Raw genomic sequence first — 12,734 nt, 5'->3', positions numbered from 1 at the left:
TCCATAAGGGAATGACTCCGTCTAAAGAGGAACATTTATATTAAGTTAAAATAATTAGTTAAATCCCCTTGCCATCTGGTTCAGAAAACGATAAACTGGAGGAGAAATTAGGATCCAGGTATCAGGAAAAATTAGCACCTCTTGAATCCGCCTCTGTGGCGGTTTTTTTGATTTCTCCAATCCCTTTGTTCTTTCCCCGCATCTACGCTTTAAATAAATAAGATGACAAAAAGGTGTTGCACCTCTCCTGAAGTTTGCTACAATAGCAACAATATATTTTCCAACCCCCTCTCTTCTAAAAATACTGAAAAATGAGGTGAGTCCTGTGAAGCCACGTACATTATTCGAAAAAGTATGGGAACGTCATGTGATCGATCAGGAAGAAGGAAAGCCGGCGATCCTGTACATCGATCTCCACCTCGTCCACGAAGTTACCTCACCTCAAGCATTTGAAGGTTTGCGACTCAATGGACGCAAAGTGCGGCGCCCGGATTTAACCATAGCCACGATGGACCACAATGTCCCCACCCTCAACCGTCATCTGCCAATCAAGGACCCTACTTCCGCCACGCAGATCAACACTCTCGCTCAAAACTGTGAGGAATTCGGAATTCGTCTGTATGATCTCCACAGTCCCGGACAGGGAATCGTACACGTGATCGGACCGGAATTGGGGTTGACCCTTCCAGGAAAAACCATCGTCTGTGGGGACAGCCACACCTCCACCCACGGCGCTTTTGGTGCTTTGGCCTTTGGGATCGGGACCAGCGAAGTGGAGCATGTACTGGCAACCCAGTGTCTGCAACAGATGAAACCGAAGACGATGGAGGTTCATGTAAAGGGACGCTTGGCTCCAGGTGTCACCGCCAAAGATGTCATCCTCTCTGTCATCGCAAAGATCGGAACCGACGGAGCCACCGGCACCGTCATCGAGTATACAGGGGAAGCGATTCGCCAGATGTCTATGGAAGAGCGGATGACCATCTGCAATATGTCCATCGAAGCCGGAGCTCGGGCGGGAATGGTCGCTCCCGATGAGACTACCTTCCGCTACCTAGAGGGAAAACCCTTCGCTCCCCAAGGAGAAGCCCTGGAACAAGCCAAGGAAGATTGGAGCCAACTTCGTACCGATGAAGGGGCTGACTATGATAAACGAGTGGAGCTCAACGCCACTGAGATCGTCCCGCAAGTGACCTGGGGTACCAGCCCGGGGATGGGAACTGGAGTGACTGGAAGAGTGCCGGATCCCGCCGCTTTTTCCACGGTAACAGACAGAAAGTCCGTAGAAAACGCTCTGGAGTACATGGATCTCACCCCCGGCATGCCTATTACCGAGATCCAATTGGATCGGGTATTTATCGGCTCCTGCACCAATGCCCGGATCGAAGATCTACGCACCGCCGCCCGCGTGGTAAAGAATCGCCAAGTGGCACCCGGTGTGCGGGCCATGGTAGTCCCCGGCTCTCAACAGGTAAAAATCCAAGCGGAAACCGAGGGGTTGGACCGCATCTTTCAAGATGCCGGATTTGAATGGCGAGAATCCGGTTGCAGCATGTGCCTGGGGATGAATGATGATATCCTGCAGGCTGGTGAACGATGCGCCTCCACCTCCAACCGCAATTTCGAAGGGCGACAAGGTCGCGGAGGACGAACCCACTTGGTCAGTCCGATGATGGCAGCGGCGGCGGCCATTAAAGGTCATTTTGTTGATGTGCGCGATTGGAAATTAGCAGACTGAGGAGGGATTGACATGCGAGCTTTCAAGAAACATACCGGAGAGGTCGTCCCTTTGGATCGGGCCAATGTGGACACGGACCAGATCATCCCCAAGCAGTTTCTGAAACGTGTGGAACGGACCGGGTTTGGCAAGTACCTCTTTTATAACTGGCGTTTTGACGATCAGGGGGAGCTCATCCCCGATTTTGTACTGAACCGGGAGGAGTACCAGGCAGGTAGTATCCTGCTCACCCGCTCCAATTTCGGATGTGGTTCTTCCCGGGAACACGCCCCTTGGTCACTGCATGATTATGGTTTTCGGGCTCTCATCGCCCCTTCCTTCGCCGATATTTTTTATAATAATTGTTTCAAAAACGGGATTCTGCCCATCCGTCTCCCCGAAGAGACCGTCGACCACCTTTTTGAACGGGTGGTAGCAGGAACTACCCGCACCCTCACCGTCGACCTGGAAACTGAGCAAATCCATGACGACAACGGATGGGTCATCTCCTTTGCAGTGGAGCCCCACCGACGCCATTTCTTACTGGAGGGACTGGACGATATCGCCGTTACCCTGCTTCAGGAAGAAAAAATCCGCGCCTATGAAAAGAATCTCCCCCCTTTCTATTCCATCCAGACAGGCACAACTGTATAATCCCAAGCCAGACCATCCGCAAGGGTGGTCTTCCTATTTTCCTGTACATGGATTAACACAGAAAGGAAAGGTTAACACCTGAATAGATCATTCTGAAAGGACGTCTGTCCATGACCCAAACCACTGTACAAATCTCCCGGCCAGACTGCCGCAGCGAATATGCTCCTTTAAAACAGGTGCTCCTTTGTTCACCCCGTTTTTTGGAGATTCGAGAAGTGATCAACCGCACTCAGCGCCATTTTGCGGATGAAAATATCGATCGGGAGAAAGCGCAACAGCAACATCAACATCTGATCGACGTACTGGAACAATTGGGGGTAAAGGTCATCCTGCTTCAGCCGGATCCCCGTTTTTCGGAACAAGTCTTCACCCGCGACATCGGTTTCACCATCGGTCCCCGCCTGTATATCTCCCGTATGGAAAAATCGATTCGTCAAGGAGAAGAGAATTTGTTGACCGGGTGGCTCCAAAGAGAAGGGATCCCCTTCTCCCGGATCACGGAAGGAAATATCGAAGGCGGAGATGTTCTGATTGACGAAGATACCCTCTACATCGGGGACAGTGGACGTACCTCACGCAAGGCGATTGCCACTCTTCGGCAGGAGCTTCCCCATCTGAATGTGGTCAGCCTCCATTTTCCGGAAAAATATCTGCATCTGGATTGCCTGTTCAATCCCCTCTCCTCCCGGGAAGCCTTGATCTATCCACAGGCTTTTGCAGACAGCGATCTGCGCCGGCTGGCCTCTCGCTACAGCTTGATCGAGATCAATGAGGACGAACAGTTCCGCCTGGGAACCAACGTTCTCTCCATCGGAAACCGGACCGTCATCAGTCAACCTGTCAATCCGGATGTGAACAAAAAACTGCGCCAGCGCGGATTCACCGTCATCGAAGTCGATCTGTCGGAGATCACGAAATCCGGCGGCGCTTTTCGTTGTTGCACCCTGCCCCTGCTTCGGGGATGAGCACCTGGTACTCCTTCAGCGAACAAGGTATGTAAAGACTGTCGGCAGCCACCGACAGTTTTCTTCTGTCAGCGGGAAGAAGAAGTGTTTTTTCCAACCTTTCTTCTTTCGTTTCGAATCAAAACCTTCGCTTGTAAGTAGATCTGCTGCTCCAGCAAACCCGCTTGGTTCAAGTCGGTCAGTTCACTTTCCATCAAATCTAGATCTCCTATCCGATCTCCCGTGTATACAACCAAACCATATTGGCGCAACAGCTTTCGAAGATCGATCATATTTCGCAGTGGTACCTGCAATCCCTGGCCCTCCTCTTTTTGGCTATCTTGTCACACATATACTTCGATGTTTACCTCTCATTCATGATAGAATACGGTCAATACACAAAATAAAGGTGTGAATCCTGTATGCCCTACTCTGATTTTATCCGAGTCAACAGGATGGAAGGCGAGCTCCTGCTGTCCCAGAAGCGCCATCGGTTGGGATGCACGCTGACCACCCGGGAACTGATTTTCCAAAAGCCCCACACCTCTTATCAGGTCATGCTCTCGGAGACGCTGGGCATCCTACCTTTTCAACTGAACCAGACCGGCTCGACGCTACCATGGGATGAGACGGGGGTTACTCCCTTCACCCATCGTTTTTACAGAATCTCTGCCAGCCGGATCTTTATCATCAACCGTAACGGCCGGTTTGAACGGGGTGCAACAGATCTATTGATCCCCCTCTCCGATCGCTTTATCCGCCATATTCAACAATATACAGACCTGGTCTCCATCCCTATTTCCTAATCACCCGCCATCAGGCGGTTTTTTCATCGACTGGCTCCCGACGGGGTCGGAGGATCGGCCAAGCCCGGTTCAAACTGAGGGCTGCAGTGGAAGCGACGACCGCTTTAACCGCATCCCCCGGAATAAAGGGAAGCACGCCCCCTGCCAGCGCAGCTCTCACATCCAACTCCAGGCTGAACATCATCCACAAGGTACCGCAGAGATAGATTAAGGCCATTCCCCAAACCACATGGTAGACTAACAGTTTCCAAAAACGAAGCCGAGGGGCTGACCTTTCCGTCATCCAGCCGATCAGGAAAGCTGCCAGAGGCCAACTCCAGATGTAACCACCAGTGGGTCCGACCAAAACCGCCAACCCTCCCTGCCCCCCGGATAATACCGGGACTCCAAAAGCCCCTAGTAGAATGAAAATTGCGACACTGGTAGCCCCCCATCGTGCTCCCAAAACCGAGCCTGCCAACATGACGACCAGGGTTTGCAACGTCACCGGAACCGGCGGCACCGGGATGGCGATCTGTCCCGATACAGCCAGCAATGCCGCAAACATGGCAGCCAAGACCATATTGCGAATCCGGGCGGTACGCTTTGTCATCCATGATCCCTCCCTATCTTCTCCTCTCCAAGCATAAAAAAGAGGTTGACCATTGTCAACCTCAATATAATTATAGTTGACAATCAACCAAGAAGCTTTTTTACATAGACCGGAAGCCGGAAGCTACCCTCCAGGATCTCTCCGTCGACATAGCGATTCCCTTTTGTTTGCAAACGGCCGCTTCCTTCGCAAAGGGGATCGTATGACTTGGATGCCAAGGTGAAACTCCACACTCCTCCCGGATAGGTGGGTACGGTCGCCAAGTAGGTGCGAACCACCGGAAACAGTTGCCGGAGAGTCTGATGGACTCGGGATAAAACCTCGGGATGAAAGATCGGCGATTCGCTCTGGCAAACCATGAGACCGTCGTTCTTCAGAGCCCGATGAACATCCTGGTAAAAAGGGAGTTCAAACAGAACCTTCGCCGGCCCCACCGGATCCGAAGAATCTACCACCACGACATCATACAGAGATTCCCGCTCCCTGATGAAGGAGGTCCCATCCTCATAATGGAGTTGAATACGCGGATCCAGCTCCCCGGCCCCCGCTACTTCCGGCAGGTATTTCCGACTCACTTCCACCACTTTTGGATCGATCTCCACCAGATCCACCCGTTTCACCGCCGGGTATTTGACTGCTTCCCTGGCGGCTCCACAATCGCCCCCTCCGATGATACAGACATCCTGGGGAGAGGGATGCGTTGCCAGGGGAATGTGAGTGATCATCTCGTTGTATATAAAACCATCTGCTTCCGTCGTTTGTACAATTTCATCCAAGACCAGTGTTTTTCCAAACCCTTCGGTCTCCACCACTGCTACATCCTGAAAATCTGACCGCTCCCGGTGGAGAAATCGGTTGACCTTCCAGCTGGCCCGGAATCCGAAGCGTTCTTCAGGGTCGGACAACCACTGCGTACCATCTTCTGCCACGAAAAAGCCTGATCCAGTCATTTTTTTATTGTCCATCGTGTCCCCCTGTTTTTTCCCCTATTGTATCAGACGTCTATTGTGAAGGAAAAGAAATCCCCGCCCGAACTCCGGGACGTTTTTCCCAATAAGATGATGGAAAGGAATGACTGCTCACCCATCCAACTGCCCCCCGGGGCTGCGAGAGGAGGTAAGAGGTGCATGGATTGTAAAATACTCGGGACCTTCCACCATCACCGGCTGATATGAAGGCCTCCCATCGGCGGAAGGGTGAACTTTATTCCCTCTCCGCCAATCATCCCGCCAATTCATTTGTCCCTGTGATCCGAAGGGTCCGGAACAGCGTGATTTCCATCTCTGCTGAAGAAGACAGTCGACCTGCCTCCCCATCTTTATTCAATCGTTTATTCAACGAGATCATCCCCTCTGACCAGGAAGGACAGGAAACCCGACGACAGTATGGTTCCGGATTTGTGATTTCCCCTAGAGGATACATTTTGACCAACGAACATGTCGTTAAAAACGCCCACCGGCTACTGGTCCATTTCTTCGGCAGAAAGAAGCCCCTGCCCGCTCGAGTAGTCTGGAGGGACACCCACCACGACCTCGCGGTGATCCAGGTCCGTTCCTCCACTCCGCTTCAACCCCTGACCATGGGCTCCTCCCGCCATACCGAAGTAGGAGAATGGGCAATCGCCATCGGTAACCCCCTCGGTCTCCACCATTCCGTCACGTTGGGGGTGGTTAGCGGGAAAGATCGTCCACTCAACTTGCGGGAGCGGCGGTTTGGCCATGTGATCCAGACCGATGCAGCCATCAATCCGGGAAACAGCGGCGGCCCCCTGATCAACATCCTCGGTCAGGCCATCGGGGTCAACACCCTCGTCGTCTATCCCTCCCAAGCCATCAGCTTCGCTATCCCCATCGACGTGGTGAAACCATTGATCCATGATTTTATGTAATCCAAACACCGGCTCCCTGTACATCAGGGAGCCGGTTCGTTTTCATGCTTGCCCTCTAGGGAAGGGATCCTGTACTGCACAAGTGACTTTTGTGCCTACATACACTTCACCACCACCAAGAACCACCACCCGCCATCTTCATTTCCTGGCAGGATAGCATGGGGCTGATGGGTGGAGGAAACAAAATTGACCTTTCGCTCTTTCCCTTGCCCCCATCGTAAAATATTGCTTGAGGGGATGGGATAGTGGGACGGCTACGATCTCTTACAAAAAGGCGAATCAAAGCCCACAGATAGATACTGATCCCACAGGGGAATTTTATTCGGGAACCGGCGGCCAATCACTTAAGAGGCTTGCGAAATGGTGGACTGCAAATCATCCGGTGACGGATTTTCGGGAGAGAACAGCAGAAATCAAGATGTTGGTATCGATGAACACCCGAAAATTATTTCCAGCCGCGTTCATTTTCATATCTCCTCTCCCACGGGTCCCAAGTCTGTATTATAACCGGAATCTGATAATTCAATAAAGTTATCCAACATGACATGGGATCAACTGATTGATCCCTATCATATACTCCTGGAAGCCGTCCTATGGATATTTCAATTATAAAGATTCACAGTTTCGTTCAAAAAAGCCAAATAGTTAGCGATGAAATCTTTTGGATCAATAATTTTAACTTGATTACCGAATCCCGCTAAAAATTGGAATGCGAATTGACTATCAGGCAATCGAATGGTTGCAAGATAACTTCTTGCATTTACTTTTGTAACAGCATTTTTCCCATATCTCTCAATAAATTGATCTCTCACAGCAACATCGATCCATAGTTGTACACTAACCCAATTTTGTTGTTCGGTGCGTTGTTTTTCTCCCTTAATCTCCTTATCAGACCTAGGGATAAAAGAACCGTTTTTTTGGATTTTTAATATCCTCGTCAATTTAAATGTTCGATAGTCTTCCCGTTCTAAACTATACCCAAAAAGATACCAATGCATCTCACTTAAATGTATCTTATAGGGTTCTACGACTCTAGACGTTTTATTTCCTTTTTGGTCCACATACTCAAACTTCAATAACCAATGATTTTCAATTGCCTGCTTGATAAACGATATATCTTCTTTGATTTGACTTCTTCCTGGCCAATCATAAAAAGATAAATCAAGTTTTGGAGAAATATCAGTGTTGGTCATTCCGTTGATTTTTTGCATAGTCGTTTGAATCTCATGATTAGTTATCAGTTGCTCAAATCCACCTAAAGCTACGAGTATATTTTCAATATCCTTTTGATTTAATAGTCGTTTATCGAATTTATACTCTTCCATTAGCGCATATCCCCCTTCAGCACCATATTCCGCATAAATAGGGATATTTGCATTATTTAATGCTTCCATATCACGCTGAATCGTTCGTCTCGTTACATTAAAAAGTCGACTAAATTCTGATGCAGAAACAACTTCTTTTTGCAATAAGATCATCACGATCGAAATCAGTCTCTCAATTTTTTTCATGTTTCCCTCCCATATACGACATACATTTGTCGCATATGCTCTATTATACTTCAAATATCAGGGCGTTGATGATCCTTATGTCAGTGAGCGAGATCTAGCCAATCACATATCCTGTTTAATCAACAGCCCTGTTCCCATATGAAAAGGAGGAAATAAATGATGAAAGCCATCGTTTATCTACAATTTAACGGGGAAGCAGAAGAGGCATTAACCTTTTATGGACAAGCATTACAAGCAACAACCGTAAAAAAGGTGAAGTTTGGTGCTTTCGGGCAAGATCCCAACGCTCCATTAACAGAAGAAGAACAAAACATGATTATGGAATCTTGCATTGAGTTTTCAGATAATACTTTAATGATCTCTGATGTACTGCCTTCTATGCAAACTGTGACAGGTGAAGTCACTAAAGGTAATCATGTCTTAATCAGTATCATCGATGGGGATCCAGAAATGAATAAACAAAGCTTTGAAAGACTTTCGGAAGGCGGCACTGTGATCATGCCCTTATCTTCTACGCCATGGTCAGCAAGTTTTGGAATGTTAATCGATAAATTTGGTGTAACATGGAAATTCAATAGTGAGGCGAGTAAGTTTCTAGATAGTTTCGTAAATTAAATTCCAAGTGTGTGGATGATCCACATGATCCCCAGTAGCCATAAAATCAACTTGGCTACTGGCTTTTTTGTGCTTCTCAGGCGTGTTGATTAGCCATATTTTGGGTGGGGAGATCATGTTCACCCACGCGACCGTTGCCATCCGGCAAAGAAGTGAAAACTGGCCGCTCCAAATCTTCCGATCGGGCAGGGGCAAAGCCTTACGGAAGCAACACAGGGAAGAGGTTGCCCCTAAACGCCCTCCCTCCAGATTCTCCGCTGGGTAGGATGGCTACCTTCATCTAGAGCTTCAGCTCCTTTGGATTGTAGTGCCCATGGTACAAAGGTCGCTTTGGCAGCACACGACTCCCTTCCGCTGCCCATTTTCTGGTTAATCAACAGCCCTGTGTGCTTCTATATTTGGGTTACGAGAGCATTAAAGAGAACCAAGATCAGATCCGTATATACCTATCCAAAATCACGCGTGTTGATTAGCCATATTTTAGGAAGGAAATAAGGTCGGGATAGGGGCAATAGGAAGAGCGAAAGGATCAATTTTGTTTCCTCCACCCACTTTATAGTTAATCAACAGCCCTGCTATCCAAAATATAATATTTTGCGGATTGAACTCAGCAATGAGAAATCCGGAAAAGCGACCTGGTATAGTAAATACATTGAATCGGTTGGATCGGGACTAGGGATGGGAATAACTAATTAATTTTGTTATTCACGAACTAAAGAGCTCCTTTCTACATCTAAGTATATATAACCTAAAATCAAGCGTGGGAATAGGAGGTTTCGCAATGTGAACGTTAAACACAATTTTCAACAGGATGTCGGGCTTGCTATTCGTGGAGACACCGATGCCTTTACTAGGCTGATTCTGACTCATAAAAGTTATCTGTATAGCTTGGCACGTAGATACCTGAATCATGACGAGGATTGTGCTGATGCGATCCAGGAAACAATTTTCAAGTCGTTCAGGTCCATAAGCACCTTGAGAGAGCCCACATTTTTCAAAACATGGCTATCCCGTATTCTAATTAACGAATGCATCCAGTTGTTGCGGGCACAAAAACGGGCGCTCATCATCGAGCAATCTGAATGGGATTGTAAAACCGCGAACGTTCCTTACGAGGCAATCGAGTTGAAAGAAGCGGTAGCTTATTTGGAGGACGACCTGCGAATCGTCATCCAGCTTTATTATTATGAGGATGTTCCGGTTAAGCGAATCGCCAAGTTGCTCGGCGTTCCGAAGGGCACGGTAAAATCCCGGTTGCATCGGGCCCGCGAGAAGCTAGCGGAAGTCCTTGAATCCCCACACGAAAGGAGAATGATTGATGACCCGACTGTAATGCAGGAGCGTCGCCGAAATAAATCGGTTCCTCTGCCCCCCGTCGTTGTGTGGGAGCGAATCGATGTGGCGCTTTCCTGCTTGCCAAACAGACAGCACAGACGAGGTCTTGCGGTTAATTGGTAGAAATCTAAAATTGGTGTCCATCCGGTAAAGGAGATGCTTTTATGGAAGAGGTCTTGTTAGACGGAAAGGTCAAAATAAGTGATGACTACAATGAAAAAGATTATGATTTTGTCGCGGACAAGCTATACGAGTATAATGTGAAAGCTTCGAAAGGATTGCTCAAAAAACCGGAGCATGACGTCTTTTTATTTTTGAAGGATACGTTCGAACACGTGATTGGCGGCATCTTTTGCGAAACGTACAACCATTGCCTATATATCGATATGTTCTGGATTGCGGCTGATTACCGTGGCAAAGGTGTTGGCAAGGCGATGATCACGGAGGCGGAAAGAGCCGGCAAGGAAATGGGCTGCGTCTTCGCGCATACTTCTACTTTCAGTTATCAATCTCCGCATTTCTATAAAAGCATGGGTTACGAGATTTTTGGCATGCTGGACGACTACCCAGACGGAATCAAACAATTTTTTCTCAAGAAAAAGCTATAGAAAGAGTGGAGATCCGACGTGATATACAAACTTGATACAAACGATCACGAGAAAATAAAACCATTGCTAAAATACGAACAGCAAAATGACCTGACAATAAATGCAATGATAAACGGCACCAATCGCGGTACCGTTTACGTGGATCACCTGGAACATCCGCGCACGGCTATGATCGACGTTACCGGAACAATCTCGATGTTTATTGGAGATCATGCAAACGAGGATTTTCTTCGCCCACTGCCGGACTTTATCGACAACCAATTAAAGATCGATACACTGGAAGCATGCGGCGGCACTTATTTTCTAGCAGTAGTAAGTGATGAAGCTTGGGAACAAGCTATAGAGAAAGCTATTTCGCATCGGGATTATGAGACCGATTTTGAGTGGTACCATACATTCCATACAGATCGTTTCCATGCACTCAAGAGCGGCTTTAAACCATTGCCTGCCGGGTATACCATTCAGAGAATCGACCAAGCGACGATCGAGAACGATGAAGAAGAAATTCTCTCCAAGGTGTTAAATGAATTTTGGTACACGACGGGCGATTTTCTTAAGATGGGTTTAGGATACTGTGTGATGAAGGATAACAGGGTTATTAGCGCCTGCCTTTCCTGTTGCGTGAACGGTCGAGATCATGAGATCAGTGTAGAAACCTATCATGATGAGGACATGAATAAAGGTTTTGCCACATTGGCCTGCGCCGCGTATTTGGAACATTGCCTGGTCAATAACATCAACCCACATTGGTCGGCACTTGAGACGAATAAGGAGTCTCTGCGTTTAGCGGAGAAGCTTGGGTTTGAGTTTGCCTACAAGCGCAAGACGTTTGAATTTGAGTTCTAGTGCCCCTTTAGCAGATCATCCGAAATACGTGTAATATCAGGCTGTTGATGGACCATAAAGTGGATGATGGAAACGAAACGATTCTTTCCCTCTTGCCATTGCCCCCATCGTAAAATATGGCTTGAGGGGACAGGGATGGTGGGACGGCTACGATCTTTTGCAAAGAGCGCAAAGGCTCTTCACCGTCCCGCCATTCCGACCTTATTTCTTACCTAAAATATGGCTAATTAACACGCCTAGTGTAATATATACAGTGGGGATACCATGAAAGGTAAACAGGTAAGAAGGGTCATTCGTGAGCGATTAGAGCATATGATCTGATTCCTCCACATCCAGACATCGGCGATTATGGATCGGAACAGACAAGAGAATGGAAGCAATATATTCTTCCCGACAGCAACGAAGAAAGCGTTGTTAGATGCCCTTTTACCAGAAAGAAGGGAGATTAATGGGTACATTTTGGAGTTTTGTTTTATTGGGATTGTCTCTCTCAGTGCCTATAGGGGCAATTACAGTTGAAATGATTAAGAGAGGGATAAAACATGGTTTCCTTCACTCTTGGTTAGTAGGTGTAGGAGGAATGTCGGCTGATATTGTTTTGATGTTTTTAATCTATTTTGGGGTTGCTTCTATTTTAACCTCTCCAGTGGCTAAGTTGGTTTTATGGGCTGCTGGCTTTTTTGTGCTCCTATATTTGGGTTACGAAAGCATTAAAGAAGCATTTAAGGAGATCAATGTTTCTTTTCAGGAAAATTCCAGTTCCAAAATCTCGAAATCATTTTTTTCAGGATTTCTCATCGCTGTTTCCAATCCGCAAAATATTATATTTTGGATTGGTATATACGGTTCTGTTTTGGCTTCCACTGTAGAATCTGTTGGGGAAGGAAGTGCTTTGTTATATAGCAGTGCGATTTTTATTGGGATCATTCTATGGGATTTGTTTGTTTCTGTATCTATTCACTATAGTCGAAAATTTGTCAACCAAAAGTATATGAAGTGGATTTCGATAACTGCTGGGATGATCCTCATTGGGTTTGGATTCTTTTTCGGATTTAAGGCAGTGGAAAGCATAATACAAATGCTCTAAGTAAGGGGATGTAATGGAAAAATTCTCCCCTCCGCTTGGGAATCCCCTAAATCCCTCTGTTAATCCTTCAATTACATTATTTCTTTGTTTATGTAAAATCACGAAGGAAATCTGAAGGAGTGTAGACTCCC

14 protein-coding genes and 1 pseudogene are annotated in these 12,734 nt (G+C 47.4%); 11 read left to right on the top strand and 4 right to left on the bottom strand.

Annotated features, from left to right (window positions below):
* Positions 1–325 precede the first annotated feature (325 nt).
* From leuC to JOD24_RS10575, 3 genes are all read left to right on the top strand, one after another.
* Positions 326–1,738 carry a 3-isopropylmalate dehydratase large subunit gene (gene leuC, locus JOD24_RS10585; protein ID WP_380165343.1) on the top strand — a complete coding sequence of 471 codons (1,413 nt, stop codon included), beginning with the start codon at positions 326–328 and terminating at the stop codon, positions 1,736–1,738.
* A gap of 12 nt (positions 1,739–1,750) precedes the next feature.
* Complete coding sequence (leuD, locus tag JOD24_RS10580; protein ID WP_380165345.1) at positions 1,751–2,371, top strand: 3-isopropylmalate dehydratase small subunit; 621 nt, start codon at positions 1,751–1,753, stop codon at positions 2,369–2,371.
* A gap of 110 nt (positions 2,372–2,481) precedes the next feature.
* Entirely contained in the window at positions 2,482–3,336 is an 855-nt protein-coding gene (locus JOD24_RS10575; RefSeq protein WP_380165347.1) for a dimethylarginine dimethylaminohydrolase family protein, read from the top strand.
* Between the two features lie 68 nt (positions 3,337–3,404).
* Here the strand turns inward: JOD24_RS10575 and JOD24_RS10570 are convergent, their stop codons facing one another.
* Positions 3,405–3,629 carry a YqgQ family protein gene (locus tag JOD24_RS10570; RefSeq protein WP_380165349.1) on the bottom strand — a complete coding sequence of 75 codons (225 nt, stop codon included), beginning with the start codon at positions 3,627–3,629 and terminating at the stop codon, positions 3,405–3,407.
* 108 nt (positions 3,630–3,737) lie between these two features.
* Here JOD24_RS10570 and JOD24_RS10565 point away from each other — a divergent pair, with 108 nt between their 5' ends.
* On the top strand, positions 3,738–4,121 hold the full coding sequence (locus JOD24_RS10565) for a hypothetical protein (RefSeq protein WP_380165351.1): 384 nt from the start codon (positions 3,738–3,740) through the stop codon (positions 4,119–4,121).
* 10 nt (positions 4,122–4,131) lie between these two features.
* On the opposite strand, the gene JOD24_RS10560 is transcribed toward JOD24_RS10565, so the two are convergent.
* Both JOD24_RS10560 and speE read right to left on the bottom strand, forming a co-directional pair.
* Positions 4,132–4,713, bottom strand: a complete 582-nt coding sequence (locus JOD24_RS10560; RefSeq protein ID WP_380165353.1) for a biotin transporter BioY — start codon at positions 4,711–4,713, stop codon at positions 4,132–4,134.
* Between the two features lie 83 nt (positions 4,714–4,796).
* Positions 4,797–5,678, bottom strand: a complete 882-nt coding sequence (speE, locus tag JOD24_RS10555; RefSeq protein ID WP_380165355.1) for a polyamine aminopropyltransferase — start codon at positions 5,676–5,678, stop codon at positions 4,797–4,799.
* A gap of 377 nt (positions 5,679–6,055) precedes the next feature.
* Here speE and JOD24_RS10550 point away from each other — a divergent pair, with 377 nt between their 5' ends.
* On the top strand, positions 6,056–6,601 hold the full coding sequence (locus tag JOD24_RS10550) for a S1C family serine protease (RefSeq protein ID WP_429246900.1): 546 nt from the start codon (positions 6,056–6,058) through the stop codon (positions 6,599–6,601).
* Positions 6,602–7,203: 602 nt separating this feature from the next.
* Here JOD24_RS10550 and JOD24_RS10545 read toward each other — a convergent pair.
* Positions 7,204–8,112 carry a helix-turn-helix transcriptional regulator gene (locus JOD24_RS10545; RefSeq protein ID WP_380165357.1) on the bottom strand — a complete coding sequence of 303 codons (909 nt, stop codon included), beginning with the start codon at positions 8,110–8,112 and terminating at the stop codon, positions 7,204–7,206.
* Between the two features lie 159 nt (positions 8,113–8,271).
* On the opposite strand from JOD24_RS10545, the gene JOD24_RS10540 reads away from it, so the two are divergent.
* The 6 genes and pseudogenes from JOD24_RS10540 to JOD24_RS10515 all read left to right on the top strand — a co-directional run bounded on the left by JOD24_RS10540 (position 8,272) and on the right by JOD24_RS10515 (position 12,603).
* A complete protein-coding gene (locus tag JOD24_RS10540; protein ID WP_380165484.1) occupies positions 8,272–8,727 on the top strand; it encodes a VOC family protein in 456 nt (151 codons plus the stop codon).
* A gap of 783 nt (positions 8,728–9,510) precedes the next feature.
* Positions 9,511–10,185, top strand: a complete 675-nt coding sequence (locus JOD24_RS10535; protein ID WP_380165361.1) for a sigma-70 family RNA polymerase sigma factor — start codon at positions 9,511–9,513, stop codon at positions 10,183–10,185.
* A 41-nt stretch (positions 10,186–10,226) separates the two neighbouring features.
* Entirely contained in the window at positions 10,227–10,670 is a 444-nt protein-coding gene (locus tag JOD24_RS10530; RefSeq protein ID WP_380165363.1) for a GNAT family N-acetyltransferase, read from the top strand.
* 18 nt (positions 10,671–10,688) lie between these two features.
* The gene (locus tag JOD24_RS10525; protein WP_429246892.1) at positions 10,689–11,516 is read left to right on the top strand and encodes a GNAT family N-acetyltransferase; all 828 of its coding nucleotides are present in this window, start codon (positions 10,689–10,691) and stop codon (positions 11,514–11,516) included.
* A 252-nt stretch (positions 11,517–11,768) separates the two neighbouring features.
* Positions 11,769–11,965: pseudogene (locus tag JOD24_RS10520) on the top strand (YqcI/YcgG family protein); the annotation flags it as partial.
* Positions 11,965–12,603, top strand: coding sequence for a LysE family transporter (locus JOD24_RS10515; RefSeq protein WP_380165367.1), 639 nt, complete (start codon positions 11,965–11,967; stop codon positions 12,601–12,603). The pseudogene JOD24_RS10520 and the gene JOD24_RS10515, both read left to right, overlap by 1 nt.
* Positions 12,604–12,734 lie beyond the last annotated feature (131 nt).

Source organism: Kroppenstedtia sanguinis, assembly GCF_050433445.1.
GTDB lineage: Bacteria > Bacillota > Bacilli > Thermoactinomycetales > DSM-45169 > Kroppenstedtia > Kroppenstedtia sanguinis.
Note: the sequence above shows the minus strand (reverse complement) of the source record. Positions and strands in the feature narration are given on the sequence as shown.